This window comes from Streptomyces sp. NBC_01171 (assembly GCF_045039805.1).
Lineage (GTDB): Bacteria > Actinomycetota > Actinomycetes > Streptomycetales > Streptomycetaceae > Streptomyces.
In genome coordinates, this window is record NZ_CP108609.1 from 5,742,664 (window position 1) to 5,769,540 (window position 26,877).

At 71.8% G+C, this 26,877-nt stretch carries 29 protein-coding genes and 1 riboswitch; of the genes, 15 read left to right on the plus strand and 14 right to left on the minus strand.

The window, feature by feature from the left end; genetic code table 11:
- Positions 1-2: 2 nt before the first annotated feature.
- Positions 3-815, minus strand: coding sequence for an ATP-binding cassette domain-containing protein (locus tag OG448_RS26505; RefSeq protein WP_391297956.1), 813 nt, complete (start codon positions 813-815; stop codon positions 3-5).
- Positions 816-1,113: 298 nt separating this feature from the next.
- Here OG448_RS26505 and OG448_RS26510 point away from each other — a divergent pair, with 298 nt between their 5' ends.
- Complete coding sequence (locus tag OG448_RS26510) at positions 1,114-2,328, plus strand: hypothetical protein (RefSeq protein WP_405557439.1); 1,215 nt, start codon at positions 1,114-1,116, stop codon at positions 2,326-2,328.
- Positions 2,329-2,355: 27 nt separating this feature from the next.
- On the opposite strand, the gene bioD is transcribed toward OG448_RS26510, so the two are convergent.
- From bioD to bioB, 3 genes are read right to left on the minus strand one after another with little or no spacing between them, the layout of a single operon-like run.
- Complete coding sequence (gene bioD, locus OG448_RS26515) at positions 2,356-3,075, minus strand: dethiobiotin synthase (protein WP_405557441.1); 720 nt, start codon at positions 3,073-3,075, stop codon at positions 2,356-2,358.
- A 1-nt stretch (position 3,076) separates the two neighbouring features.
- Positions 3,077-4,354: an adenosylmethionine--8-amino-7-oxononanoate transaminase gene (locus tag OG448_RS26520; protein WP_405557443.1), complete on the minus strand. Its 1,278-nt coding sequence runs from the start codon at positions 4,352-4,354 to the stop codon at positions 3,077-3,079.
- Positions 4,347-5,558, minus strand: coding sequence for a biotin synthase BioB (gene bioB, locus OG448_RS26525; protein WP_405557445.1), 1,212 nt, complete (start codon positions 5,556-5,558; stop codon positions 4,347-4,349). Before bioB ends, OG448_RS26520 begins: the two co-directional genes overlap by 8 nt.
- A gap of 164 nt (positions 5,559-5,722) precedes the next feature.
- Between bioB and OG448_RS26530 the strand changes: the two genes are divergently transcribed.
- Together OG448_RS26530 and OG448_RS26535 are read left to right on the plus strand one after the other, a co-directional pair.
- Positions 5,723-6,853 (plus strand): 8-amino-7-oxononanoate synthase, encoded by a 1,131-nt coding sequence (locus OG448_RS26530; RefSeq protein ID WP_405557447.1) that lies wholly within the window; start codon positions 5,723-5,725, stop codon positions 6,851-6,853.
- Positions 6,854-7,075: 222 nt separating this feature from the next.
- Complete coding sequence (locus OG448_RS26535) at positions 7,076-7,546, plus strand: ATP-binding protein (RefSeq protein ID WP_405557449.1); 471 nt, start codon at positions 7,076-7,078, stop codon at positions 7,544-7,546.
- Between the two features lie 60 nt (positions 7,547-7,606).
- Here OG448_RS26535 and OG448_RS26540 read toward each other — a convergent pair whose 3' ends face one another.
- The 3 genes from OG448_RS26540 to OG448_RS26550 form a co-directional block, all read right to left on the minus strand.
- Entirely contained in the window at positions 7,607-8,080 is a 474-nt protein-coding gene (locus OG448_RS26540; protein WP_030808998.1) for a C40 family peptidase, read from the minus strand.
- 3 nt (positions 8,081-8,083) lie between these two features.
- Positions 8,084-8,307: riboswitch (cyclic di-AMP (ydaO/yuaA leader) on the minus strand.
- 332 nt (positions 8,308-8,639) lie between these two features.
- On the minus strand, positions 8,640-8,948 hold the full coding sequence (locus OG448_RS26545) for a hypothetical protein (protein ID WP_405557451.1): 309 nt from the start codon (positions 8,946-8,948) through the stop codon (positions 8,640-8,642).
- Positions 8,949-8,955: 7 nt separating this feature from the next.
- Positions 8,956-9,582, minus strand: a complete 627-nt coding sequence (locus OG448_RS26550; RefSeq protein WP_405557452.1) for an ATP-dependent Clp protease proteolytic subunit — start codon at positions 9,580-9,582, stop codon at positions 8,956-8,958.
- Positions 9,583-9,668: 86 nt separating this feature from the next.
- Between OG448_RS26550 and OG448_RS26555 the strand changes: the two genes are divergently transcribed.
- The 8 genes from OG448_RS26555 (at position 9,669) to OG448_RS26590 (ending at position 16,321) form a co-directional block, all read left to right on the plus strand.
- Positions 9,669-9,959 carry a type II toxin-antitoxin system Phd/YefM family antitoxin gene (locus tag OG448_RS26555; protein ID WP_405557454.1) on the plus strand — a complete coding sequence of 97 codons (291 nt, stop codon included), beginning with the start codon at positions 9,669-9,671 and terminating at the stop codon, positions 9,957-9,959.
- Positions 9,960-10,121: 162 nt separating this feature from the next.
- Positions 10,122-10,424, plus strand: coding sequence for an urease subunit gamma (locus tag OG448_RS26560; RefSeq protein WP_031181897.1), 303 nt, complete (start codon positions 10,122-10,124; stop codon positions 10,422-10,424).
- A gap of 10 nt (positions 10,425-10,434) precedes the next feature.
- Positions 10,435-10,746 carry an urease subunit beta gene (locus OG448_RS26565; RefSeq protein WP_391297971.1) on the plus strand — a complete coding sequence of 104 codons (312 nt, stop codon included), beginning with the start codon at positions 10,435-10,437 and terminating at the stop codon, positions 10,744-10,746.
- Complete coding sequence (locus OG448_RS26570; protein WP_405557457.1) at positions 10,739-12,460, plus strand: urease subunit alpha; 1,722 nt, start codon at positions 10,739-10,741, stop codon at positions 12,458-12,460. The genes OG448_RS26565 and OG448_RS26570 overlap by 8 nt, the downstream gene beginning before the upstream one ends.
- Positions 12,460-13,134: an urease accessory protein UreF gene (locus OG448_RS26575; protein ID WP_405557458.1), complete on the plus strand. Its 675-nt coding sequence runs from the start codon at positions 12,460-12,462 to the stop codon at positions 13,132-13,134. Before OG448_RS26570 ends, OG448_RS26575 begins: the two co-directional genes overlap by 1 nt.
- A gap of 32 nt (positions 13,135-13,166) precedes the next feature.
- Complete coding sequence (gene ureG / locus OG448_RS26580) at positions 13,167-13,844, plus strand: urease accessory protein UreG (RefSeq protein ID WP_405557460.1); 678 nt, start codon at positions 13,167-13,169, stop codon at positions 13,842-13,844.
- Positions 13,808-14,611 carry an urease accessory protein UreD gene (locus tag OG448_RS26585; RefSeq protein ID WP_405557462.1) on the plus strand — a complete coding sequence of 268 codons (804 nt, stop codon included), beginning with the start codon at positions 13,808-13,810 and terminating at the stop codon, positions 14,609-14,611. The genes ureG and OG448_RS26585 overlap by 37 nt, the downstream gene beginning before the upstream one ends.
- A gap of 114 nt (positions 14,612-14,725) precedes the next feature.
- A complete protein-coding gene (locus OG448_RS26590; protein WP_405557464.1) occupies positions 14,726-16,321 on the plus strand; it encodes an alpha/beta hydrolase in 1,596 nt (531 codons plus the stop codon).
- 68 nt (positions 16,322-16,389) lie between these two features.
- On the opposite strand, the gene OG448_RS26595 is transcribed toward OG448_RS26590, so the two are convergent.
- Positions 16,390-17,100, minus strand: coding sequence for a lysophospholipid acyltransferase family protein (locus OG448_RS26595; protein WP_405557466.1), 711 nt, complete (start codon positions 17,098-17,100; stop codon positions 16,390-16,392).
- A gap of 198 nt (positions 17,101-17,298) precedes the next feature.
- Here OG448_RS26595 and OG448_RS26600 point away from each other — a divergent pair, with 198 nt between their 5' ends.
- The 4 genes from OG448_RS26600 (at position 17,299) to OG448_RS26615 (ending at position 21,600) form a co-directional block, all read left to right on the plus strand.
- Positions 17,299-18,738 (plus strand): cytochrome ubiquinol oxidase subunit I, encoded by a 1,440-nt coding sequence (locus OG448_RS26600; protein ID WP_405557467.1) that lies wholly within the window; start codon positions 17,299-17,301, stop codon positions 18,736-18,738.
- Entirely contained in the window at positions 18,739-20,451 is a 1,713-nt protein-coding gene (locus OG448_RS26605; protein ID WP_405557469.1) for a cytochrome d ubiquinol oxidase subunit II, read from the plus strand.
- Positions 20,452-20,502: 51 nt separating this feature from the next.
- On the plus strand, positions 20,503-20,901 hold the full coding sequence (locus tag OG448_RS26610; protein WP_405557471.1) for a DUF6153 family protein: 399 nt from the start codon (positions 20,503-20,505) through the stop codon (positions 20,899-20,901).
- An 81-nt stretch (positions 20,902-20,982) separates the two neighbouring features.
- Entirely contained in the window at positions 20,983-21,600 is a 618-nt protein-coding gene (locus OG448_RS26615) for a DUF305 domain-containing protein (RefSeq protein WP_405557473.1), read from the plus strand.
- A 51-nt stretch (positions 21,601-21,651) separates the two neighbouring features.
- Here OG448_RS26615 and rocD read toward each other — a convergent pair whose 3' ends face one another.
- The 6 genes from rocD to OG448_RS26645 form a co-directional block, all read right to left on the minus strand.
- A complete protein-coding gene (rocD, locus tag OG448_RS26620) occupies positions 21,652-22,878 on the minus strand; it encodes an ornithine--oxo-acid transaminase (RefSeq protein ID WP_405557475.1) in 1,227 nt (408 codons plus the stop codon).
- On the minus strand, positions 22,875-23,687 hold the full coding sequence (ddaH, locus tag OG448_RS26625) for a dimethylargininase (RefSeq protein WP_405557477.1): 813 nt from the start codon (positions 23,685-23,687) through the stop codon (positions 22,875-22,877). The genes rocD and ddaH overlap by 4 nt, the downstream gene beginning before the upstream one ends.
- A 167-nt stretch (positions 23,688-23,854) precedes the next feature.
- On the minus strand, positions 23,855-24,340 hold the full coding sequence (locus OG448_RS26630; RefSeq protein ID WP_391297994.1) for an AsnC family transcriptional regulator: 486 nt from the start codon (positions 24,338-24,340) through the stop codon (positions 23,855-23,857).
- Positions 24,341-24,412: 72 nt separating this feature from the next.
- A complete protein-coding gene (locus OG448_RS26635; RefSeq protein WP_030809057.1) occupies positions 24,413-24,598 on the minus strand; it encodes a hypothetical protein in 186 nt (61 codons plus the stop codon).
- A 90-nt stretch (positions 24,599-24,688) separates the two neighbouring features.
- On the minus strand, positions 24,689-25,639 hold the full coding sequence (locus tag OG448_RS26640; protein WP_405557479.1) for a cytochrome c oxidase assembly protein: 951 nt from the start codon (positions 25,637-25,639) through the stop codon (positions 24,689-24,691).
- Positions 25,640-25,744: 105 nt separating this feature from the next.
- Positions 25,745-26,770 carry an ATP-dependent 6-phosphofructokinase gene (locus OG448_RS26645; protein WP_391297998.1) on the minus strand — a complete coding sequence of 342 codons (1,026 nt, stop codon included), beginning with the start codon at positions 26,768-26,770 and terminating at the stop codon, positions 25,745-25,747.
- Positions 26,771-26,877 lie beyond the last annotated feature (107 nt).

Genomic DNA, 26,877 nt, shown 5'->3' on the forward strand with positions numbered 1-26,877 from the left:
GTTCAGTCCTCCCGCGCCACGGCGTCGTCGCCGAGCCGGCCCCGGACCACGTCGAACGCCTTCATCCGCTCCAGCACGGTGTCCGCCGTGGGCCGCTCCATGCGGTCCACGATCCGGCCGTCGCCCAGGAAGAGCACCAGGTCGGAGTGGGCGGCGGCGCCCGGGTCGTGCGTCACCATGACCACGCTCTGCCCGAGGTCGTCCACCGCGCTGCGCAGGAAGCCCAGCACCTCCAGACCCGAGCGGGAGTCCAGGTTGCCGGTGGGCTCGTCCGCGAAGATCAGCTCCGGCTGCGAGGCCAGCGCCCGCGCGCAGGCGACACGCTGCTGCTGTCCGCCGGACAACTGGGCGGGGCGATGACCGAGCCGGTCCCGCAGCCCCAGCCGGTCGATCACCTGGTCCACCCAGCCGGGCTCGGGCCTGCGGCCCGCGATGTCCATCGGCAGGGTGATGTTCTCGGCCGCCGTCAGGGTGGGGATCAGATTGAACGACTGGAAGACGAACCCGATCCGGTCCCGGCGCAGCCTGGTCAGCTCGCCGTCCTTCAGCCCCGTGATCTCGGTGTCCCCGAGCCACACCTGCCCGGCCGAGACCGTGTCCAGCCCGGCCAGGCAGTGCATCAGCGTCGACTTCCCCGACCCGGAGGGCCCCATCACGGCGGTGAACCGCCCGCGCGCGATGTCCACGTCCACCGAGTCCAGCGCGATCACGGCCGTCTCCCCGGTCCCGTACGCCTTCGTCAGCCCCCGGGCCCGCGCCACCGTCCCCCGGCCCGGCACCGCACCCGGCGCGTCCTGAGCAGCAGATGTGAACAAGATGCACTCCCCATCGCCTCGACATCCCGACTCCTCGGCCACGGCCGAGCCTAGTGTGACCCGAACCACACCTGAAACGGTGTTCGGCAATCGGTGGAGCGGCGGATGCAGGAGAGAGAGCTTTACACCCCCGGGAAAATCGGTCACTGGCCGCGATTGGGGAACCAATCAGGCGGGCAGGAAGGGCCCATGAAGTCTGCGTCCGCCGAATTCTGCGTCGTCGAGGATTCCGGTGACTCACGGGGCCGCGGCCTTCCCGTCCCCTCGCAGGACCGCTGCCGCGAAAGGTCTCGCATACGTGACCGACTCTCCGGGCGCCATATTCCCCACGTTCTGTCACATCAGCGATTACGGGGAACGCGGATATCAGGATCTTCACCATCTCGTGGCGCTGAGCCAGCCGCTCAATCTGTGGGCACCGTCCAGCGTGCTGATCAGGCAGTTCAGCCGGATCACGCCCGGGGAGTTCATCCGCTACGTCGATCAAGGCTTCATCCGTGTGATCGCGCGCGACGAGTGGCTACGGGACCGCAGATTCCGTGACTCGCATCCCTGGCCGCACGCGACCTGGGACCCGGAGATCGACGACGCGCTGCTGTCGATCCTGCGCAATGACGAGGCGCAGGAGGAGTCCTTCCGCCGTGTGCTCTCCGCCCCTCCCGAGGAAGGAGAGGCGGCAGCGATCCAGTCCCTGACGGCCAACCCCCGTCAGGTCGCCTACTGGAACAAGGCATTCCGCAGCAAGGACGCCGAACGGAAGATACCGGTGGGCACCCTGACAGCCGCCAGGCGCCATGCCGACGGCGGGGAGTTCGAGATCGCGAAGTGGATTCTTCGCGCCGGGTACAACCATGGGGCGGCGTTCGATCTTTCGGGAGCCACGCTCCCGCTCTTTCTGAGCCCATCCGACCCACGCTTCATGCGGCTCATCAACCAAGCCCCGGCCGCCGGCGAAGGGCCGGGCGGGCACCCTCCGGCTCGCACCGCCGAACCCTCGCAGCAACGCATGGCGGATCTGGCGGGGCAACTGATCCAAGTCCTTCATCACCTGGACATCCATGCCGGACCACGAAGCCTCGACGCCTTCATCGCGGGCGAGGGGCGTCAGGAACTGGTCGCCTGGATCAACGCCGTGTGCGAGCAGTACCGGTACCACCCCAGCCGTGACATCGACGGCCTCGTCATCCGCGAACTCCGCGAGCAGATGAGCCGTGCCCGTCTGAGCGGACCCTTCGGCCGGCTGAGCGCGCGCAGGTCGCTGCCGACCATCGTGGGGGTCGTCGATCTCGTGGCCACCGCGGCCGACTTCATCCTCTCCCCTGGACAGGCGCTGAACACCGTGGGCATGGCGGCCGGGGTCTTCGGTATCGGCAACGGCCTGGCTCAGCAGATGGGCTGGCTGCCCAGCAGCTTCGACGGGCCGCAATGGCCGTTCCTGTACGCCTATTCCTCGGCAGCCAAGAAGTCACGGCTGCGCCGCATGATCTACGCGTTGAGCATGTACCGGGACTAGGGCCGGCAGGCGGACGGGCCGGCGTCCCTACCCCATCCCCTCACGCCCCCGGAATCCGTCCGCGTCCCACGTCCCCCACAGGCGGGGGGACAGCCAGGCCGGTGCCTCCTTGCGGAACTCCGCCGGGGTCAGGGCGCCCGTGCCCTGGGGTAGCGCGCCCAGGAGGGGTGCTCCGGCCACCTCCGGGAGGTCGGTGACGTTGCAGCGGGTGGCCAGGTCGGGGGAGGGGGGCCAGGAGCCGATCACCACGCCGGTCAACTCCAGGTGGCGGGACCGGAGTTCGCGGGCGGTGAGTTCTGTGGAGTTGAGGGTGCCCAGGCCCGCCGGGGCGACCAGGAGGACCGGGGCGTTCAAGAGGGACGCCGCGTCGGCCAGGGTGCCGCCCGTGGGGTCGAAGCGGACCAGGAGGCCGCCCGCGCCCTCCACCAGGACCAGGTCGTGGTCGGTGGCGAGCTTGGCGGCGGCTTCCGCCACGTCGTGGGGGTGGACCGGGGGGAGGCCGGAGCGACGGGCGGCGGTGGCGGGGGCCAACGGGTCGGGGTAGCGGGCCAGTTCGCGGGCCGTGACCGGGCCCGCCAGGCGGGCCACCTCGTCGGCGTCGCCGCGCTCGTCCGGACGTACGCCCGTCTGCGCGGGCTTCAGGACGGCCACCGAGCGGCCGGCCGCGAGGGCGGCGGCCGCCACGGCGGCCGTCACCATCGTCTTGCCGATCTCCGTGCCCGTGCCCGTGATCACCAGTACCGGCATGTCATCCCTCCCGCGCCGCGGCGCACACCGCGCGCGCGATCCGTGCCACGTCCGCGTCGTCCGTGACGTACGGCGGCATCGTGTAGAGCAGGTCGCGGAAGGGGCGCAGCCACACGCCCTCCCGCACGGCGGCCCGCGTAGCGGCCGCCATGTCCACCTCGTGGTCGAGCTGGACCACCCCGATGGCGCCCAGCACGCGCACGTCCCGGACCCCGGGCAGCTCCGCAGCCCCGGCGAGACCCTCCCGCAGGCCGGTCTCGATCCGCTTGACCTCGCCCCGCCAGTCCTGCCCGAGCAGCAGCTCGACGGAGGCGCAGGCAACGTTGGCGGCCAGCGGGTTGCCCATGAAGGTCGGCCCGTGCGCGAGCACCGGCACCTCGCCGCGCGAGATGCCGTCGGCCACCCGCGCGGTGCACAAGGTCGCCGCCAGCGTCAGATAGCCGCCGGTCAGCGCCTTGCCCACACACATCACATCGGGCGGGACCGCGGCATGCTCCGCCGCGAACAGCGCGCCCGTACGCCCGAAGCCGGTGGCGATCTCGTCGAACACCAGCAGCACGTCGTGCGCGTCGCACGCCTCGCGCAGCACCCGCAGATACGCGGGGGAGTGGAACCGCATCCCGCCCGCGCCCTGCACCACCGGCTCCACGAGCACGGCGGCCAGTTCGTCCGCATGCCGTTCGATCATCGACCGCAGATGCTCCGCGTACGCCTCCTCGTAGGCGGCGGGCGGCGCGTCCGCGAAGACCTGGCGGGGCAGGGCGCCGGACCACAGCCCGTGCATGCCGCCCTCGGGGTCGCACACCGACATGGGGTGCCAGGTGTCGCCGTGGTACCCGCCGCGCCAGGTCAGCAGGCGCCGCTTGCCGGGGCGGCCGAGCGAACGCCAGTACTGGAGACACATCTTGACGGCCACCTCGACGGACACCGACCCGGAGTCCGCGAGGAAGACGTGCTCGAGGCCCTCGGGCGACATGTCGACAAGGAGCTTCGCCAGCCGTACGGCGGGCTCATGGGTGAGCCCGCCGAACATCACATGGCTCATCCGGCCCAACTGCTCGCGCGCCGCCTCGTCCAGCACCGGGTGCCGGTACCCGTGGATCGCCGACCACCAGGACGACATCCCGTCGACCAGCTCCGCGCCGTCCGCCAGCCGCAGCCGGACCCCGCTCGCCGACTCCACGACGAGCGGTTCGCTCCGGCCCGGCATCGGACCGTACGGATGCCACACATGCCGCCGGTCCAGCTCCAGCAGCTCGGCCGTACCCAGGTCAGGCATTGGGCGCGAGGTCCGTCCCGGCACCCCGGCGGCGCACGGCGACCAGATCGGTACGCGGCTCGGCGGACGCGGGCGCCTCGGCCGCGACCGAGGCCGTACCGCAGACCCCGCCGTCGGTGTGCGACCCGCACCCGACCGGCTCGGCGTCCGTGCCGCATCCGCCCGCCGCCGCATGCGACCCGCAGCCACCCCCGGCCGCCGCCCGGTGCTCAGGCAGCGTCACCTCGTCCGCGCCCTCCACTTCGAACCCGGCGTCCGCGATCATCTCCAGGTCGGCCTTGCCCGCCTGGCCCTCGCTGGTCAGGTAGTCCCCGAGGAAGATCGAGTTGGCCAGGTGCAGCGCGAGGGGCTGGAGCGAGCGCAGGTGCACCTCCCGGCCGCCCGCGATCCGTACCTCCACGTCCGGGCAGACGAAGCGGACCATCGCGAGGATGCGCAGACACCGCTGCGGGGTGAGGTTCCACTCCTTGGCGAGCGGGGTGCCCTCGAACGGGATGAGGAAGTTCACCGGAACGGAGTCCGGGTCCAGCTCGCGCAGCGCGAACACCACGTCCACCAGGTCCTCGTCGCGCTCACCCATGCCCGCGATCAGACCCGAGCAGGCGGACAGCCCGGCCGCGTGCGCCTTGTGCACCGTGTCCACCCGGTCGGCGTAGGTGTGGGTCGTGGTGATGTCGCCGTAGGTCGCCTCGGAGGTGTTGAGGTTGTGGTTGTAGGCGTCGGCGCCCGCCGCGCGCAGCCGCTCCGCCTGGCCGTCCGACAGCAGGCCCAGGCAGGCGCACACCTCGACACCGTCGTTCTGTTCCTTGATGGCCTTGATGGTGTCGGAGACCCGGTCCACATCCCGGTCGGTGGGCCCGCGCCCGGACGCCACAAGGCACACCCGCTTGGCGCCCCCGGCGAGCCCGGCGGCCGCCGCCTCGGACGCCTGGTCGGGCTTGAGCCAGGTGTACTTGAGGATGCCCGCCGTGGAGCCCAGCCGCTGCGAGCAGTAGGAGCAGTCCTCCGGGCACAGGCCCGACTTGAGGTTGACCAGATAGTTGAGTTTCACCCTGCGGCCGAACCAGTGCCGCCGCACCTTGCCGGCCGCGGCCACCACATCGAGCAGGTCGTCGTCGGAGGTGGCGAGCACGGCGAGCGCTTCCTCGCGCGTCGGCGTCTCGCGCCGCAGTCCCTTGTCCACCAGCGTGTTCAGCAGGTCCATGAGGCTTGATCCTGTCCTACCCGACCGCCCCGGGCCAAGGAGACTTCGCACAACGACCGAGGTTCACCGTGTGGGTATTGCCACATCATGGGCGGCTCTTCGCGCCGCTAGTGTCTGTCTGTTGTCTACAAAAGCGTCCACCAGAGCAAGCCCCCGGAGGAGCCATGGCGTTCGGCTGGATCGACGAGCAGGCCGAGGCGCGCCGCCGCGCCGGACTCCTGCGGACCCTGCGTCCCCGCCCCGCCGACTCGCCCCTGCTGGACCTGGCGAGCAACGACTATCTGGGCCTGGCCCGCCATCCGGAGGTCGTCGAGGGCGCCGCCGAAGCGGCCCGGACCTGGGGCGGAGGCGCCACCGGTTCCCGGCTGGTCACCGGCACCACCGAGCTGCACGCCCGCCTGGAGGCCGAACTCGCCGCGTTCTGCGGCTTCGAGGCGGCTCTCGTCCTGTCCTCCGGCTACGCGGCCAACCTGGCCGCCGTCACCGCGCTCGGCCCGCACGGCTCGCTGATCGTCTCCGACGCGGGCAACCACGCCTCCCTGATCGACGGCTGCCGCCTCGCGCGCGGCACCACCCAGGTCGTCGGGCACGCCGACCCGGAGGCCGTGGCCAAGGCCCTGGCGACCCATCAGGGGGAGGCCATCACCGTCTCCGACACGGTGTTCTCCGTCGACGGCGACGCGGCCCCCCTGCGCCGGCTCGCCGACGCCTGCCGGGAACACGGCGCCGGGCTGGTCGTGGACGACGCCCACGGCCTCGGCGTCCTGGGGGAGGGCGGCCGGGGCGCGGCCCACGCCGCCGGGCTCGCGGGCGCGGCCGACGTGGTCACCACGGCGACGCTGTCCAAGTCGCTGGGCAGCCAGGGCGGGGTGGTGCTGGGCCCGGCGCGGGTGATCGGCCATCTGGTCAACACCGCGCGGACGTTCATCTTCGACACCGGCCTCGCCCCCGCCGCCGCGGGGGCCGCGCTCGCCGCGCTGCGCCTGCTCCGGCGCGAACCGGCGCGCCCGGCGCGCGTCCGCGCGGTCGCCGCCGAACTGCACACCCGGCTGACCGCCGAGGGCCTCGCGGCGGTACGCCCGGACGCGGCCGTGGTCTCCGTACGGGCGCCGTCCCCCGACGCCGCCGTCCGCTGGGCCGCCGACTGCCGTGCCGAGGGTCTGTCGGTCGGCTGCTTCCGCCCGCCGTCCGTCCCGGACGGCGTCTCCCGGCTGCGGCTGACCGCCCGCGCGGACCTGTCGGAGGCGGAGATCGAACGGGCCGTACGGGTCATCACCGCTGTTCGGCCCTGCTGAGGCCGGGAAAAACCCCGTCAAATACGGTCTCGCGTCGCAGAGTTCACCCCGTTGAGCGACAGATGTCCGCGTATCTGGGGGGTTGGTCCACCGGACCGCTTCCGTGATGGCAGTCTGACGTGCAGGCACCAGAGCGGGACCGTGTCCGAAGCCTCCGCCCCGCGTCCTCGCGCGGCCCGTGGGAGGACGGCGGGCCGCCCGTGGGAAAGGGACGACTTCGCCATGGCAGACCATCTGGAAGCATCCGTCACTCTGCCGAGCGATCCCGCGTCGGTCCGGGCGGCCAGGTCCTACGTGGTGGGCACCCTGGCGAGCTGGGGGCTCCCCGCGGACGACGAGGTCATCGACACCGTGCGCCTCATCGTCTCCGAACTGGCCACCAACGCCGTCCAGCACACCCTGGGCCAGTCGCCCACCTTCACCGTGGACGTCGTACTGGCCCGGGACGAGCTGCTGCTCATCGGCGTGACGGACAGCCATCCCCGGCTGCCGAAGAGACTCCCGGCCGCCGTCGCCCAGGACAACGGGCGCGGCATGGCCATCATCCGGTGTCTCACCGTCGAGTGCGGCGGCAAGCTGCGCGTCCGGCCGACCCGCGAGGGCGGCAAGACGGTCTTCGTCGAGCTGCCCTGGTGCGTGCCGAGCCGGCCGCGGCCCACCACGGCCCGTCCGGAACCCTCTCCGGCCCGCTGAGCCGGGGAACGACCTCGGGGCGCGTGTACGCCCGTGGAGACCGTTCCCCGGCCGTCGCCGCTAGTTGACCCGGCCGTACCAGACGCTCTTGGTCCAGATCTTCTGGAGCCGCACCACGTCCCCGGTCTTCGGCGCGTGCCAGATCTTGCCCTTACCGGCGTAGATGCCGACGTGGTAGACGCTGGAACCCGAGTGGAAGAAGACCAGGTCGCCGGCCTTGCGGTGGCCCGAGGAAATGTGGTGCGTCTTGTTGTACTGCTGCGCGGCCGTGCGCGGCAGCTTCTTGCCGGCCTTCTTGAACGAGTACAGCGTCAGGCCCGAGCAGTCGAACCGGCCCGGCCCGGTGGCTCCGTAGCGGTAGGGGGCGCCCTTCTTGGACGCCGCGACCTTCAGTGCCTTCGACGCGGTGGTCGCGGCGGAGGCGTCGGTGGCCAGCCCCGGCACCATGATGGACCCGCCGACGGCGGCCAGGGTGAGGGCGGAGGCCGTACCGGCCCGGGCCATCAGCGACGGGACACGATTGAGCGCAGTCATGCGCAACCCTTCGTCAGCCGCCTGTGAAGGATGACCTGTCGGATTCGGGCTGGCGAAGTTGCCCGGCCGTGTCACCACGGCTTCACCCCAAGGGTTGCTCGGCACGATCGTCCGCATCTCGCGGACATCCGTCCCGGCGACCCGGCTTGCTCGGGTCCTCCACTCCTGCCGATGCACTTCTGTCGACCGGTCATCCGGGCGGCGGCAGGACTCGGCGTCCGCCTGGATGCGCCCCGCCGGTGTGGCGGGGGCTTGTCGTCAGACAGGGATCTTGGCCCACTCCTGTCCGAAAATCCCAATGGAATCGGGGGTTTGTGGTGTTACTCACCACTCACCCGTTCGGGTGGACAGGGGTGTGTCCGAGTCGCCGTCAGTTCCCGTGCACAGCCCCGGACCTGGGCTTCGATCGTCGCGCGGCGGCCCGCCGGGCGCATCGCGCGCAACTCGGCGGGCCCGGAAACGGCTCCGGAGATACACCGGTCGGCGGTAGCACGTTCGGCCCGTTTCGGCTCGGGCGGACGACACGCCGGGCGCTGTCCGGCCGGCGCGGGTGTCCGGGTCAGCCGACACCATCGGGCGGGAGCGCGACGCGCGCGGTCCGGCGCTCGCCGTCCAGCACCCGCAGCGCGTGGGCCAGCGTGCCCCCGTACAGCTCCCGTTCGCCCCGTGCGTGCATCAGTGCGAGCGCGTCGCGGAGCGCGGCCGTCGTGCGCACCAGCGCCTGCGCGGCCCTCAGGGCCCGGTACGTGTCCCCGTGCCGGGCCGGGTTGATCCGGCCCAGCAGGTCGGCCGCCTCCAGGTAACGGTCGATCAGCTCGCCCTCGGCCCGGGTCAGCGCGGGCAGCGGCGGCAGCTCCTCAGGCAGCACGGCCGGCTCAGCGGGCGCCGGGCAGGTTCTCGCGGGCGCCCACGATCCCGTCGACCAGGCCGTGCTCCAGGGCGCCGGTGGCGTCCAGCACCCGCTCACGCTCCAGGTCGGCGTGGACGGTGGCGGCGTCCCGGCCGGTGTGCCGGACGAGCAGCTCCTCCATCAGCTCCCGCGTCCGGACCAGTTCCGCCGCCTTGATCTCCAGGTCGCTGGGCTGTCCCTGCACCGGCTCGGCCAGCTCCGGCTGACGCAGCACCACGCGTGAGCCGGGCAGTGCGAACCGCTTGCCGGGCGCCCCGGCCGCGAGCAGCACGGCGGCCATCGAGACGGCCTGGCCCAGGCAGTAGGTCTCCACGTCGCAGCCGACGTAGCGCATCGTGTCGTACACCGCCGTCATGGCGTGGAAGTCGCCGCCGGGGCAGTTCAGGTACAGCGTGATGTCCCGGTCCGGCGCGGCGTGTTCGAGCTGCATGAGCTGGGCGATCACATCCGTGGCCGCCGCGTCGTCCAGCGGCGTGCCCAGCAGCACGATCCGGTGTTCGAACAGCTTCGAGTACGGGTCGAGAGTGCGACGGACGCCTCCGTCGTGCTCGGTGAACTCGGGCAGGACCTGTCGGGCGTTCGATCGGGTCATGGCACACCCCTCCTGAGCGGCGGGACCACTGGCGACCCCGCTTCTGTAAAAAATGTACAGGACGTACGTCACGTTAGAATGGGGCCATGGCCTACGAGATTCCGGTGACACAAGCCAGGGCTGAGCTCGCCGACCTGATCAACCGGGTGGTCTACGGCAGTGAGCGGGTCGTGGTGACCCGGCACGGCAAGCCGCTCGTCGCACTGGTGTCCGCCGCCGACCTGGAGCGTCTCGAAGCGCTCGACGCCCAGGCGGCGGAGCAGGACGAGCAGGTGATCAGCTCCGTCTCGGGCGTCCGTGAGGTCTCCGCCTCCGCGCCGCAGGAGCGGCAGCGCTTCGGTATCGCCGCCGAGCACCGCGGGCGCGGCACCACCTGACGGCCGAGGCGCGCCGAGCGCCCGCCGGTTAACGTCGCCGAAACGCCGGCGAACTAGCCTTCGCTCCCACGCCACCAGGGGTTTTCGCCACGAGCCGGCCCCGAGTCGTGGCTGCGGCAACCGGGCCCCGCACGGTCCGGAGCGAGGACTGTGAGGTGGGACGTGCAACTGACCCCGCACGAGCAAGAGCGACTGCTGATCCATGTGGCGGCCGACGTGGCCGAGCGGCGCCGGGCCCGCGGCGTGAAGCTCAATCACCCGGAGGCGGTCGCGCTCATCACGTCGCACATCCTGGAGGGCGCCCGCGACGGCCGGACCGTCGCCGAGCTGATGTCCTCCGGCCGCAAGGTGCTGACCAGGGACGACGTGATGGACGGGATTCCCGAGATGATCCACGACGTCCAGGTGGAGGCCACCTTCCCGGACGGCACCAAGCTGGTCACCGTCCACGAGCCGATCGTCTGAGGGGCCCGCGATGATTCCCGGAGAGGTGCTGTTCGCGGACGGCCCGGTCGTCTGCAACGAGGGCCGCGAGTCGACCCGGCTCACCGTCCTCAACGCCGCCGACCGGCCCGTCCAGGTCGGCTCCCACTACCACTTCGCCGAGGCCAACCCCGGCCTGGACTTCGACCGGTCCGCCGCGCACGGCAAGCGGCTGAACATCGCCGCCGGTACGGCCGTCCGCTTCGAGCCCGGCATCCCCGTCGAGGTCGAACTGGTCCCGCTCGGCGGCGCCCGGATCGTGCCCGGACTGCGCGGTGAGACCGGAGGCGCCCTCGATGCCTGAGATCTCCCGCGCCGCCTACGCCGACCTGTTCGGCCCCACCACCGGCGACCGCATCCGGCTCGCCGACACCGACCTCCTCATCGAGATCGAGGAGGACCGCTCCGGCGGCCCCGGCGCCTCCGGTGACGAGGCGGTGTTCGGTGGCGGCAAGGTCATCCGCGAGTCCATGGGCCAGTCCCGCGCCACCCGCGCCGAGGGCACCCCGGACACCGTGATCACCGGTGTCGTCATCGTGGACCACTGGGGCGTGATCAAGGCCGACGTCGGCATCCGCGACGGCCGGATCACCGGCATCGGCAAGGCCGGCAACCCCGACACCATGGACGGCGTCCACCCCGACCTCGTCATCGGCCCCGAGACGGAGGTCATCGCGGGCAACGGGCGCATCCTCACGGCGGGTGCGATCGACGCCCATGTGCACTTCATCTGCCCGCAGATCGCCGACGAGGCGCTGTCCTCGGGGGTCACCACCCTGGTCGGCGGCGGCACCGGCCCGGCCGAGGGCTCCAAGGCCACCACTGTCACACCGGGCCCGTGGCACCTCGCCCGGATGCTGGAGGCGATGGAGGCGTACCCGGTCAACGTCGGCTTCCTGGGCAAGGGCAACACCGTCTCGCAGGAGGCGATGCTGTCCCAGATCAGGGGCGGCGCCGTCGGTCTGAAGCTGCACGAGGACTGGGGCTCCACCCCGGCCGTCATCGACGCGGCCCTCACCGTCGCCGACCGCACCGGCATCCAGGTCGCCATCCACACCGACACCCTCAACGAGGCCGGTTTCGTGGGCGACACCCTCGCGGCCATCGCCGGGCGGGGTATCCACTCGTACCACACCGAGGGTGCCGGGGGCGGGCACGCGCCGGACATCATGACGGTCGTCTCGCAGCCCAACGTGCTGCCCAGCTCGACCAATCCGACCCGGCCGTTCACCGTCAACACCGCCGAGGAACACCTCGACATGCTGATGGTCTGCCACCACCTCAACCCGGCCGTGCCCGAGGACCTCGCCTTCGCGGAGTCCCGCATCCGGCCGTCCACCATCGGCGCGGAGGACATCCTCCACGACCTCGGTGCGATCTCGATCATCTCCTCCGACTCCCAGGCCATGGGCCGCGTCGGCGAGGTCATCCTGCGCACCTGGCAGACCGCCCATGTGATGAAGGGCCGCCGGGGCGCGCTCCCCGGCGACGGCCGCGCCGACAACCACCGGGTACGGCGCTATGTCGCCAAGTACACGATCAATCCGGCGCTCGCCCAGGGCCTCGCCGCCGAGATCGGCTCGGTGGAGACCGGCAAGCTGGCCGACCTGGTGCTCTGGGAGCCCGCGTTCTTCGGAGTGAAACCGCTGCTCGTGCTCAAGGGCGGCCAGATCGCCTACGCGCAGATGGGCGACGCCAACGCCTCCATCCCCACCCCGCAACCGATCCTGCCCCGCCCGATGTTCGGCGCGATCGGCCGGGCCCCGGCCGCCAACTCCCTCAACTTCGTCTCGCAGTTGGCGATCGAGGACGGTCTGCCCGAACGACTCGGCCTGGGCAAGGAGTTCGTGGCGATCCAGTCCACCCGCGCGGTCACCAAGGCCGATCTGCGCGAGAACGACGCCATGCCGGACGTACGGATCGACCCGGACAGCTTCGCCGTACATATCGACGGCGAGCTGGTCGAGGCGGTACCGGCGGCCGAACTGCCCATGACCCAGCGTTACTTCCTCTTCTGATGTCCAGGGCCGCACTGCTCGTCCTGGCCGACGGCCGCTTCCCCGCCGGAGGGCACGCCCACTCCGGCGGGGCGGAGGCGGCCGTCAAGGCGGGCCGCATCACCGACGCCGCGACCCTGGAGCACTTCTGCCGAGGGCGCCTGCACACCACCGGCCTGGTCGCCGCCTCCCTCGCGGCAGCGGCCGTACTCGGCATGCCCGCAAGGGAGTTGGACGCGGCCGCCGACGCCCGTACCCCGTCACCCGCCCTGCGCACCGCCGCCCGGCGGCTGGGCCGCCAATGGGTACGGGCGGCGCGCGCCACCTGGCCGTCGCCCGAACTGGACGCGCTGACACGTGAGTTCCCCAAGGGGGCCCACCAGCCCGTCGTCGTGGGCCTCACCGCCCGGGCGGCCGGTCTCGAGCCGCTGGACGCCGCGTACTGCGCGCTGTACGAGAGCGTGAGCGGCCCCGCGACGGCCACCGTACGGCTGCTCAGCCTCGACCCGTTCGACGCCACCGGTGTCCTCGCCCGGCTGGCGCCCGAGCTGGACCAGGTGGCGGACCGTGCCGTGGACGCCGCCCGGCGCGCAGTGACCGAGGGAGTGGACGCCCTGCCCGCCGCGTCCGCCCCCCTGCTGGAGATCGGCGCACAGGCGCACGCCGCCTGGCCGGTCCGCCTCTTCGCCTCCTAGAGGCCCCGAACGCAACGCACTTGGAGCCGCACATGCATCTCGACCACACTCACACCGGCCCGGAAGCCGTCAGCGCCGACGCGCACCGCCCCGACGGCGACCGGCGCGCCCTGCGCATCGGGCTCGGCGGCCCGGTCGGCTCGGGGAAGACCGCCACCGTCGCCGCGCTGTGCCGGGCGCTGCGCGACGAACTCTCCCTCGCCGTCGTCACCAACGACATCTACACCCGCGAGGACGCCGCATTCCTGCTGCGCGAAGCCGTGTTGCCGCCCGAGCGGATCACGGCCGTGGAGACCGGCGCCTGCCCGCACACCGCCATCCGCGACGACATCTCGGCCAACCTCGAAGCCGTGGAGGACCTGGAGGACGCCGTCGGTCCGCTCGACCTGATCCTGGTGGAGTCCGGTGGCGACAACCTCACCGCGACCTTCTCCAAGGGCCTGGTTGACGCCCAGATCTTCGTGATCGACGTGGCCGGCGGCGACGACATCCCGCGCAAGGGCGGCCCCGGCGTCACCACCGCCGACCTGCTCGTGGTCAACAAGACCGACCTCGCTCCCTACGTCGGCTCCGACCTCGCCCGGATGGCCGCCGACGCCAAGGCACAGCGGGCCGAACTCCCCGTGGTGTTCCAGACATTGCGCGTCGAGAACGGGGTCGGCGAGGTGGCCGGATGGGTGCGCGAGCGGCTCGCCGCGTGGACGGCGTGACCGCGACCGGCGTCCGCGCCCGCGCCCGGATCGAGGCCCGCGCCGACGGCCGGGGCGGCACCGCGCTCCCGGTGCTGGAGGGCGACGGCCCGCTGGCCCCGCGCCGCACCCGCGCCCACGGCACCGAGGCCCGCGTCCTGCTGGTCGGCGCCATGAGCGGCCCGCTGGGCGGCGACCACTTCTCCATCGAGGTCCGGGTGGGGGAGGGCGCCCGGCTGCACCTCGGCTCGGCCGCCGCCACCCTTGCGCTGCCCGGCCAGGCCAAGGGCGAGGCCCGCTACGACGTACGGCTCGACGTGGCCGCCGGGGGAGAGCTCCACTGGCTGCCCGAGCAGCTCATCTCGGCCCGGGGCAGCGACCTGCGGGTCACCACGCGCGCTGAACTCGCGCCCGGTGCACGGCTTCTGCTGCGCGAGGAGCAGGTGCTGGGGCGGGCCGGGGAGGAGCCGGGGCGGCTGACCAGCAGGCTCACCGTCCGCCTCGCGGGCGCCACGCTGCTCGACCAGGAGCTGTGCTGCGGCCCCGGAGCACCGGGCGGCTGGGACGGCCCTGCTGTGCTCGGGGGGCATCGCTCGGTCGGCCAACTGGTGCTCGTGGCACCTGAGCTGCTGGAACGCCCGGCGGAAGCCCGGATGCTGGGGGAGGGCACCGCCCTGATGCCGCTCGCCGGGCCGGCGGTCCTCGTCAGTGCCGTGGCGCCCGACGCGCTCGCCCTGCGGCGCCGCCTGGACGAGGCGCTGACGCTACTGACCGCCGATCGGAACTGACCATCCGTTTATCGGATTGGTAAAGAAGGTCGACCAACCCTGTTCTCAGACGGCTCACAGCCGAGAGGATTCCCCGCCTGACCACTCGCAGTGAAGTCACGGGGAGGGGACCCCTTGAGGGAGAACAAGCCGAAGAGCCGTCTGCTGGCGCTGAGTTCGGCCGGTGCGCTCGTCACCGCCACGCTGATAGCCGGCGCGGTGACCGCGCCCGCGGCCAGCGCCGACAGCCGCCACGGCCAGGACCGCGAGGCCCTCGGCGCCGCCACGGCCGCCGCCCGCGCCGCCAAGGCCGGCATCGACTGGCAGGACTGCCCCGCCGACTGGGGGCTGGAGAAGCCCATCCAGTGCGGCTGGGTCTCCGTACCGCTGGACTACGCCAAGCCGAACGGCAAGCAGATCAAGCTCGCCGTCGACCGGATCGGCAACACCGGCACCAAGCAGGAGCGCCAGGGCGCTCTCATCTACAACCCCGGCGGCCCCGGTGGCTCCGGCCTGCGCTTCCCGCGCCGGGTCACCACCAAGAGCGCGCTGTGGACCAACACCGCCAAGGCGTACGACTTCGTGGGCTTCGACCCGCGCGGCGTCGGCCACTCCGCCCCCATCTCCTGCATCGACCCGCAGGAGTTCGTCAAGGCGCCCAAGGCCGACCCGGTGCCCCGCGACGAGGCCGACAAGCGCGCCCAGCGCAAGATCGCCCGCGAGTACGCCGAGGGCTGTGCCGAGCGCAGCGGCGCGATGCTGCCGCACATGACCACGCCGAACACCGCCCGAGACCTGGACGTCATCCGGGCCGCGCTCGGCGAGAAGAAGCTCAACTACCTGGGCGTCTCCTACGGCACCTACCTCGGCGCCGTCTACGGCACCCTCTTCCCGGGCCACATCCGCCGGATGATCGTCGACAGCGTGGTCGACCCGGCGCGCGAGAACATCTGGTACCAGGCCAACCTCAACCAGGACATCGCCTTCGAGCGCCGCTGGAAGGACTGGCAGTACTGGGTCGCCGCCAACGACGCCGCCTTCCACCTCGGCACCACCCGCGCCGCCGTGCAGGAGCAGTGGCTGAAGCTGCGCGCCGCCGCCGCGAAGAGCCCGCTCGGCGGAGTCGTCGGCCCGGCCGAGCTGATCTCCTTCTTCCAGAGCGCCCCGTACTACGACTCCTCGTGGGTGCCGGTCGCCACGGCGTTCAGCAAGTACGTCGCCGGTGACACCCAGGCCCTCGTGGACGCGGCCGCGCCGGACCTGTCGGACACCGCGGGCAACATCTCCGCGGAGAACGGCAACGCGGTCTACACCGCCGTCGAGTGCGCCGACGCCAAGTGGCCCACGAGCTGGCAGACCTGGGACCGGGACAACACCCGGCTCAACAAGGACTACCCGTTCATGACCTGGGCGAACGCCTGGATGAACCTGCCCTGCGCCACCTGGCCCGCCAAGCAGCAGAACCCGGTCGAGGTCGGCACCCACAAGGGCCTGCCGCCCGTGCTGATCGTGCAGTCCACGCGGGACGCGGCCACTCCCTACGAGGGCGCCGTATCGCTGCACCAGCGGTTCAAGGGCTCGCGCCTGATCACCGAGGAGGGCGCCGGCTCCCACGGTGTGACCGGCCTGGTCAACCCGTGCGTCAACGAGCGGGTCGACGCCTACCTGCTGACCGGTGAGCTGGACAGCTCCGACGTCACCTGCGCTCCGCACGCCACGCCCAAGCCGTAACGGCTGGCAGCGACAAGGAAGGGGCGGCCGGAGATCTCCGGCCGCCCCTTCCGGCGTTCCCGCGTGGCTCAGTGCCGCCGGGCGAACCGGCGGGTCTTCGCCGCCTCCGCCTCCGCCTTCACCTCGGCGGCGTAGCGGTCCACGTACTCCTGGCCCGAAAGTTCCAGCACGGCGTACATGATCTCGTCGGTGACGGCCCGCAGGACCGCCTTCTCGTCCTCCATCCCCTCGTAGCGGGAGAACTCCAGCGGCTCGCCGAAGCGGATCGTGATCGGGCGCAGCTTCGGGATCTTCCGGCCGGGCGGCTGGGCCTCGAAGGTGCCGATCATGGCGCAGGGCACGACCGGAGCCCCGGCCTTCAGCGCCATCACGGCGACCCCGACCTTCCCCTTGTACAGCCGCCCGTCGTGCGAGCGGGTGCCCTCGGGATAGATCCCCAGCAGCTCGCCCCGGCCCAGCACCTTCAGACCCTCGCGGACGGCCGCCTGCCCGGCCTCCTTGCCCGAACGGTCCACCGGGATCTGGCCCGCACTACGGAAGAAGAACGCCGTCAGCCGGCCCTTGAGCCCCGGCCCGGTGAAGTACTCCGCCTTGGCGAGGAAGGTGATCCGGCGCTTCAGGATGGCGGGCATCAGGAAGTGGTCGGAGAATGAGAGATGGTTCCCGGCGATGATCGCCGCGCCCGACTCCGGCACATGGTCCAGGCCCTCGATGCGGGGGCGGAAGACCAGTCGGAGTACCGGGCCCAGCAGTACGTACTTCAGCAAGTGGTAGAACAACGGCTCCCCCTCGCTCGCAGCGGCCTGTGCAGACACCTGTTACCGCCGGACACCGGGCTCATGCTCAGCACGCGGCGAATTAGCGGAAGCGGCTCTGTCCACAGGCGAGAACGCGCTGCATCCGCAATCGTTACATTGGGCGAAATAGTGACAGATCAGCCTGAGAGCGGCTGAACCGGCGAAGAGGAGGGCCCGTCCATGTTGACGGTCGACCTGGCCAGGTATCCCATGCTCCTGGCCGCAGCCGCGGAGCCGGACCAGCTCTTGCCCGCCAGGGAGCAGATGGCCTTCACGCTGGGCTTCCACATCATCCTGGTGCCCTTCGGCGTGGCGCTGACCTCCCTGATGCTCATCGCCAACTACCGGGGGCTGCGGAAGGGCGACGAGGCCGCTCTGGTCCTGGCCCGGCGCTGGTCGAAGGTGGCCGCCCTGCTCTTCGCGGTCGGCGCCATCACCGGAACGGTCCTGTCCTTCGAACTGGGTCTGCTGTGGCCGGGACTGATGGGGACCTACGGCGCCGCGTTCGGCTTCCCCTTCGCCATCGAGGGCCTGTTCTTCTTCCTCGAGGCCATCTTCGTGGCCATCTACATCTACGGCTGGGACCGCATGCCCCCCTGGGCCCACTTCTGGTCGGGCGTGCCGGTGGCGCTGGCCAGCATCGGGGGAGCGGGCGCCGTCATCGCCGCCAACAGTTGGATGAACCAGCCCGGCGGCATCACCATGCGCAACGGCAAGGTGGTTGACGTCCGGCCGGGCGAGGTCTTCTTCAACAACGCCTTCTGGCTCCAGTTCTGGCACATGCTGCTCGCCGCCTACATCGTGGCCGGATTCGTGGTGGCGAGTGTCTACGCGGTGGGCATGATCCGGGGCCGGCGCGGCCACTACCAGAAGCTCGGCTTCCTGATCAGCTTCATCACCGCCGCCGTCGCCCTGCCGGTGCAGATCTTCGTCGGGGACACCATCGCCCGGCAGGTCTTCGACGACGAACCCGCCAAGTTCGCCGCCATCGAGCTGCTGCCCACCACCGGCACCCACGTCCCCGAGACCCTCGGCGGCGTCCTCATCGACGGTGAGGCGCGCTACGGCATCTCTGTGCCCTGGGTGGCCTCCCTCCTGGCCGGATTCAAACCCTCGACCCGCATCCAGGGGCTCGACGCCATTCCCGCCGACATCAGACCCACCACCGCACAGGTCAACATCGTGCACTGGGCGTTCGACATCATGGTCGGCACCTCCATGCTGATGCTGGCCGTCGCCGCCTGGTTCGTGTGGCTGTGGTGGAAGCGCCGGAACACCCTCCAGACCAACCGCTGGTTCCTGGGCGCCGCCTCCCTGTGCGGCATCGTCTCCATCCTCAGCCTGGAGAGCGGCTGGGTGGTCACCGAGGTCGGCCGCCAGCCGTGGATCGTCGTCGGGCTCTTGCGCACCAGAGACGCGGTGACCACCCAGGGCAACCTCTGGCCCACCTTCGCCGGGGTGCTGGTGCTCTACGCGGCGGTCGGCACGGGCGCCATCTGGGTCCTGCTGTCGATGAAGCGACGCTGGCGGAAACAGGGCGACGAGAACGTCCACGTGCCCTACGGCCCCGATGCCACCCCCGGCTCCCGGCGCGAGCGTTCCGAGGGAAAGGTGCTGTAAATGGCCGAGCTGGTCGCGGTATTCCTCTTCATCGGCGTCGTCGCCTACGCGGTGCTCGGCGGGGCGGACTTCGGCGCGGGCTTCTGGGACCTGATCGCGGGCGGCGCCAAACGCGGCCGCGAGCCACGCCACCTGATCGACGTCTCCCTCGCTCCGGTCTGGGAGGCCAACCACACCTGGCTGATCTACTGCCTCGTCGTCCTGTGGACCGGCTTCCCCTCCGCCTTCGCCGCCATCACCACCACCCTCTACATCCCGCTGGTCCTCGCCCTGCTCGGCATCGTCCTGCGCGGCGCCGGATTCGCCTTCCGCAAGGCCACCGTCCGCACCGAGGAGCAACGCCTGTACGGCGCCGCCTTCGCGCTGTCCTCGATCCTGACGCCGTACTGCTTCGGCGCCATCGCGGGCGGCCTCGCCTCCGGGCGCGTGCCCACGGCGGGCAACGGCGACGCGATCTCGAGCTGGGTCAACCCCTCCAGCATCCTCGGCGGCGTCCTCGCCGTCCTGGCCTGCTCCTATCTCGCCGCCACCTATCTGACCGTCGAGGCGCTGCACCGCGACGACCACAAGCTCTACCGGTACTACCGCGACCGGGCGATGGCCGCCGGCGCGGTCACCGGCGCGGTCAGCATCGCCGGCATCTTCGTCCTCCAGGCCGACTCGCCGCGGCTCTTCGACCGCCTCAGCGGTCCGGCGCTGCCCCTGGTGGTCCTCGCGGCCGTCGGGGGCCTGGTCGGACTGGCGCTGCTGTGGGCCAGGCGGACCGTCGGGACCCGGGTGGCGGCGGCGGGCGCGGTCGCGCTGGTCGTCATCGGCTGGGGCGTGGCCCAGACGCCGTACCTCCTCGGCACCCACCTCTCGATCACCGAGGCCGCCGCACCGAACGCCACCCTGGCCGTCGTCGTCGGCGTCGCCATCGTCGCGGGCCTGCTGATCGTGCCGTCCCTGGTGCTGCTGTTCCGGCTCAGCGGCCGGGGCGTCGTGGGCGTGGGCGAACGGCCCTTTCGGGGCGGCGTGACGGAGGGGGAGCGGGGTAGCGGGGAGGGCATGACCGAGGGCGACCGCAGTGCCGCGAGCAAGGCCGGCCGGAGCGGCACGGGCAAGGCGGGCCGGGGTGCCGGAGCCGCGTTGACCAAGGGCACCCGGAGTGCCGGCGCGAGGTCCGACCGCACCCCCGCCGTACCGCTCGACCCGACCGCAGTTCAGAGCGCGCCCCGCCACCGCTGGGTGCCCTACGCGCTCTGCGCCGGGGCCGTCACCGCGACGGCGGTCGCCGGGGCGCGGGCCACGCGGCCGGACGCCCGCTGGTACCGCGAGCTGAACACCCCCGACTGGCAGCCGCCGCCCTGGGCGTTCGGCGCGGTCTGGACCCCGCTGTACGCCTCCGTCGCCGTGGCGGGCGGCCGCGCCCTGAACGCGGCTCGCGGCCCCGAACGGAAGGCCCTCGCCGGGGAGTTCGCCGCCAACCTCGCCCTGAACGCCGGCTGGAGCAACCTCTTCTTCCGGCTCCGCAGCCCCCTCGCCGGCCTCGCGGGCACCCTCCTGCTGGACGCGAGCAACATCCGCCTCCTCGCCCGCGTCGCCCGTACGGACCGCAAAGCGGCCGCCACCCTGCTGCCCTACGCGGCCTGGTGTGCGTACGCCACCTGCCTGAACGCCTCGATCGTCGCCCGCAACCACGAACCCCGGCACCGGGGGCCGGCCAAGAGCTGAACGGCGAGTCCCGCCGCGGCCCGCGCGAGGGGCGCTCGTAGGATGACCGGCATGCCCGGCACCGCCCACCAGCGCACCTCACGACCGCCCCTGCGGCGCTCGCTGACGCTGCTCGTGCTCGCGGTGCTGGCCGGGCTGCTCGGGATGCACGCGCTGGCACCCGTCGGCGGCACCGGGCACCCGGAGCACGCCCACGCCGTCCACGCGGGCGTCGTCATCGACGCGCCCGACGACTGCCCCGACGGCCACTGCGGCGGCCACCATCTCCATCACGCCGACCCGACCTGCGCCTCCGGTGCCGTGAACGACGGGCCCACGCTGCCGGAACCGCTCGCGGGCCCGGGCGGCGCACCGGAACCGTGCGGCGATCCCCGCACCCGTATCGCCACCGCGCCGGACGGCGGCCGCGCACCGCCCTCCCTGGCAGAACTCCAACTCCTGCGGATCTAGAGGCACCCACGACCGCGCGCCCGAGAAGCGCGGCCGTCCCCACGTGTGCCCAGACCCCCTTTCACCAGCAGGAGTTCAAGCATGACCACCTCCCACGCGATCCGCCGTGCCGCGCTCGGTGTCGCCACCGTCTCCGCCGTCGTCCTCCTCGCCGCCTGCGGCGGGGAGAAGCACACCGGCGCCCACGCGGCCCACGGCGCCCCCGCAGCGTCGGCCACGGCGGACGCCTACAACGCGCAGGACGTCACCTTCGCGCAGGGCATGATCCCGCACCACCAGCAGGCCCTGGAGATGGCCCGGCTGGCCCCCGGCCACGCCTCCTCCGTCGCGGTGAAGGCCCTCGCCGCCCGGATCGAGAAGGCCCAGGACCCCGAGATCCGCACCATGACCGGCTGGCTGAAGTCCTGGGGCGAGGAGCCCCCGATGGCCGGCATGGACCACTCGCGCCACGGCGGCATGGCGGGCATGTCCGGGATGATGAGCGCCGACGACATGACCGCGCTGGAGAAGAGCGAGGGCGCCGACTTCGACAAGAAGTTCCTGACCCTGATGATCGCCCACCACCAGGGCGCGGTCGAGATGGCGAACACGGAGAAGGCCAAGGGCCGGGACAGTCGGGCCACCAGGATGGCGGACGACGTGATCGCCGCGCAGAGCGCCGAGATCAAGCAGATGAAGGGCCTGCTCGGCGAGAACTGAGCAGACGGGCGGGGCCGAGGCTGGAAATGCCCCGGCCCCGCCCGCACGGGCTCAGCCCGCCTGCTCCAGCACCTTCTCCAGCGTGCCCAGCGCGGAGCGCAGCTCGTCGGCCGTGACCGTCAGCGGGGGAGCGAGCCGGATCGTGGAGCCGTGGGTGTCCTTGACCAGGATGCCCTCGCGCATCAGCCGCTCGCTGATCTCCCGGCCCGTGCCCAGCGCCGGGTCCACGTCCACGCCCGCCCACAGACCGCGCGCCCGGAACCCGGTCACCCCGCGCCCGCGCAGCGCCTCCAGCCCCTCGCGCAGGACCAGGCCCAGCTCGTCGGCCCGGCGCTGGAACTCGCCCGTCTCCAGCAGCCCGACGACCGCCGTGCCCACCGCGGCCGCCAGCGGATTGCCGCCGAAGGTGGAGCCGTGCTCGCCCGGACCCAGTACGCCCATCACCTCGCGCCGGGCCACCACCGCGGAGACCGGCACGATGCCGCCGCCCAGCGCCTTGCCCAGCAGCAGCACGTCCGGCACGACCGACTCGTGCTCGACGGCGAGGGTGCGCCCGGTTCGGCCGAGGCCGGACTGGATCTCGTCCGCGACGAACAGGCACCCCTTGCGCCGGGTCAGCTCCCGGACCCCGGTCAGATAGCCCGCGTCCGGGATGATCACCCCGGCCTCGCCCTGGATGGGCTCGATCAGCACCGCGGCCGTGGTCTCGTCGACCGCCTCCTCCAGCGCGGCCAGGTCGTTGTACGGCACGATCTTGAAACCGGGCGTGAAGGGGCCGAAGCCCGCGCGCGCCGACTCGTCCGTGGAGAAGCTGACGATGGTCGTCGTACGGCCGTGGAAATTGTCCGCCGCGACCACGATCGTGGCCTGCCCGTCGGGGACGCCCTTCACGTCGTACGCCCATTTGCGGGCCACCTTGATGCCGCTCTCCACCGCCTCGGCGCCGGTGTTCATCGGCAGCACCATGTCCAGGCCGGTCAGCGCGGCGAGCCGCTCGGCGAACTCCGCCAGCCGGTCGTTGTGGAAGGCGCGGGAGGTCAGGGTCAGCCGGTCGAGCTGGTCGTGCGCGGCCTGGATCAGCGCCGGGTGGCGGTGGCCGAAGTTGAGGGCCGAGTAGCCCGCCAGCATGTCGAGGTACCGGCGGCCCTCGACGTCCTCCACCCAGGCGCCCTCGGCCCGTGCCACGACGACGGGCAGCGGGTGGTAGTTGTGCGCGAGCACCGGCTCCTCCGCCCGGATCAGGTCGGCGGACGTGCGCGCGTGCGCGGGTGCGGTCATGAGCGGATCTCCTGAGTGCAGCACTTGATGCCGCCGCCTGCCTTGTGCAGCTCCGACAGATCGACGGGCACGGGGTCGTAGCCATGGGTCGCCAGGCGCTCGGCGAGCACCTCGGCCTGAGGGGCGATGAAGACGTGCCGGCCGTCGGACACGGAGTTCAGGCCGAAGGCCATCGCGTCGTCACGGGTGGCGAGCACCGCGTCCGGGTACAGCCGCTGGAGCACCTCGCGGCTGCCCGCCGAGAAGGCTTCCGGGTAGTAGGCGATGTTGTCGTCGTCCAGCACGAACAGCGCCGTGTCCAGGTGGTAGAAGTACGGGTCCACCAGGGTCAGCGCGATCACCGGGTGGCCGAAGAACTCCTGCGCCTCCCGGTGGGCGTCGCGGGTGGTGCGGAACCCGGTGCCGGCCAGCACGTACCGGCCGGTCCACACCAGGTCGCCCTCGCCCTCGGTCACCGCCAGCGGGCGGTACACGTCGTACCCCGCCGTCTTGAACCAGGAGTCGTAGTGGAGCGACTCCGGGCGGCGTTCCGGGGCGTGGAACAGCGAGCCGAAGACGCGGCCGCCGACCACGAAGGCGGCGTTGGCCGCGAAGACCATGTCGGGCAGGCCCGGCACCGGGTCGACGGCGTCCACGGTGTGCCCGTGGGCGCGGTAGGCGTCGATCAGCGCCCGCCACTGGGACTGGGCGAGGTCGACGTCCACGGGGGAGTCGGGGCGCATCCAGGGGTTGATCGCGTACTGCACGGTGAAGTGCCTGGGTTCGCAGACCAGGAAGCGCCGGGGGCGCTGCACACGGGTTTCGGCCACAGAGGGTTTCCTCCGCTTTCCACTGTGTTACTCACGGGGGTGACACCACGGTAGAAACTCCGGGCGAGGCGCGACAAGCGACGAAAGCTGCGTGCTCGCGCACCATCGTTGCGTGTTCACCGGCAAGAACGCACGACACATGCGCGCTCGGCGGGTTTGGGCGGCGATCACTCCGGAGCGGCCTGGGTGGCGCCCGCCTCCGGGCTTTCCGGGAGGAGGTGGGACAGCACCATCACGCTGATCGTCTTCCGGATGAACGGCTCGGCGCGGATGCGCTCCAGCACTTCCTCGAAGTGCTCCACGTCCCGTGCCCGCACGTGCAGCAGGGCGTCCGCGCCCCCGGTCACCGTCATGGCGGCCGTGATCTCCGGATGGTTGCTGACCACCTCCGCCAGCCGCCGGGGCGGCGCCGCGCCCTCGCAGTAGACCTCGACGTACGCCTCCGTGCGCCAGCCGAGCGCGGCGGGCTTGACGGTCGCCGTGAACCCCGTGATCACCCCGGTCTCCCGCAGCCGGTCCACCCGCCGCTTGACCGCCGTGGCCGACAGCCCGACGGCCGCGCCGATCTCGGCGAAGCTGCTGCGGGCGTTCGCCATCAGCGCGGTGATGATCTTGCGGTCGAGGTCGTCGAAGGACGCGGCCCTGCTGTTCACGCGGCCACTGTAATCAGCCCCGGCCGCGCCTCGGCACCGCTGACGCGGCTCAGCCCCGGTGACCCGGAGTTCTCACGACTGCGTGACCGCCAGTGCCACCGTCAGCAGCCCCAGCACCACCCAGCCGAACCACAGCCAGCCGTTGCCGCCGAGCGCGACCGTGTACGCGGTGACGACGACCAGACCGCCCACGGTCAGCGCCCCCATCGCCCTGGTGGAACCGTCCGCCTTGCTGGAACCTCGCATGGAACCGGGCATCGCGACACCCTCCTCGTGGTCCGTCCACCACCATCCTGCCCCGGTTCCGCCGCCACCGGCACTCCGATGGCCTAGCCGATCCGCGCGGGGTCAGCCCTTACGCGCGCTCAGCGAGGCCAGATAGGCGTTGTACGCCTCCAGCTCCTGGTCGCCGTCCCGGTCCGCCGCCCGGTCCTTGCGGCGGGCCTGCCGCTGCTCGGAGCGGTACCACTGGAACAGCAGCGCGATCAGCACCAGCACCGAGGGGATCTCGCTGAACGCCCACGCGATACCGCCGGCCGCGCCCTGGTCGGAGAGCGCGTCGATGCCGAGCGAGGCGGGCGGGTTCTTGAAGGTCTCCACCATCGGCTCGGACGCCATCATCAGCGCGATGCCGAAGAAGGCGTGGAACGGCATGCCCGCGAACAGCTCCAGCATCCGCATCAGGTGGTTCGGCCGGTGCGGGCCCGGGTCGACGCCGATGATCGGCCAGAAGAACACCACGCCCACCGCCAGGAAGTGCACCATCATCGCGATGTGCCCGGCCTTGGACCCCATCAGGAAGTCGAAGACCGGCGAGAAGTACAGCGCGTAGAGACTGGCGATGAACAGCGGGATCGTGAACGCCGGATGCGTGATGAACCGCATGTACCGGCTGTGCAGCAGCGCCAGCAGCAGCTCACGCGGGCCCGTGCGGCCCCGCCCCGCCGTCGGCAGCGCCCTGAGCGCCAGTGTCACCGGCGCGCCCAGCAGGATCAGGATCGGCGACAGCATGCTGATCACCATGTGCTGCACCATGTGCACACTGAACATGACCATGCCGTAGTCGTTCAGCCGGGTGCACATCACCAGAGCGATGGTCAGCACACCGACGACGTACGACAGCGTCCGCGAGACCGGCCACGCGTCCCCACGCCGCCGCAGCCGCAGCACCCCCCAGCCGTACAGGGCGAGCCCGGCCAGGCAGGCGATCAGGAAGAAGGGGTCCGTCGACCACACGAGCCCCCGTCCCAGCGTGAACGGTGGCAGATCCGGCATCATGCCGTGCCCGCTGTGGTCCATCCGGCGGCTCCTGGTTCGTGGGGGTTGAGCGGTTTCTGTCCGCACTCAGGGTACGGGCGCCCCCGCGCCCGGCCGTGAGGGGGGTCCGCCCAGCCCCGCGCGTCCCTACAGCACGCACTCCGCCTCGGCGTACCGCTCCGCCGGGACCGTCTTCAGGGCGCTGACCGCCTCGGCCAGCGGCACCATCACGATGTCCGTGCCGTGCAGCGCGGTCATCCGGCCGAACTCCTCGCGGTGGACCGCCTCCACCGCGTGCCAGCCGAAGCGGGTGGCCAGCACCCTGTCGTACGCCGTCGGGGTGCCGCCGCGCTGCACATGGCCGAGGATCACCGGCCGGGCCTCCTTGCCGAGCCGCTGCTCCAGCTCGACGGAGAGCTGGCGGGCGATCCCGGCGAAGCGCTCGTGGCCGTAGATGTCCCGGCCGCCCTCGTCGAACTCCATGGAACCGGCGCGCGGCTTGGCGCCCTCGGCGGCCACCACGATGGCGAACCGCTTGCCCGCCTCGAACCGGGCACCGACGCGACGGGTCAACTCGTCGATGTCGAAAGGCCGTTCCGGGACCACGATGGCGTGTGCGCCGGCCGCCGTGCCCGAGTTCAGCGCTATCCAGCCGGTGTGGCGGCCCATGACCTCCACGATCAGCACCCGCTGGTGGGACTCGGCGGTGGTCTTCAGCCGGTCCAGCGCCTCGGTGGCGACCCCCACGGCCGTGTCGAAGCCGAAGGTGACGTCGGTCGCCGAGATGTCGTTGTCGATGGTCTTGGGCACGCCCACGATGGGCAGCCCGCTGTCCGACAGCAGCCGGGCCGCCTTCAGCGTGCCCTCACCGCCGATCGGGATGATCGCGTCCAGCCCGAGTTCCTCGACATGGCCCTTGACCCGCTCCACCCCGCCGCGCAGGTGCTCCGGACGGACGCGGGAGGAGCCGAGGATCGTGCCTCCGCGCGCCAGGATGCCGCTGACGGCGTCCAGGTCGAGCTTCAAGTAGTCGCACTCCAGCAGACCCTTCCAGCCGTCGCGGAAGCCGATGACCTCGTCGCCGTGGTCGACCAGGGCTCGGTGCACGACGGACCGGATGACGGCGTTCAGGCCGGGGCAGTCGCCGCCGGAGGTGAGGACACCAATGCGCATAGCCCGAGTTACCTTCTCGACGTGGGCCGGGAGGCCGGACCACGTTGTCCGGCGGGTTCCCGGCCAGACTACCGGCGGCAGGGGCCCCTCACCCAGCGGGCGTCCGC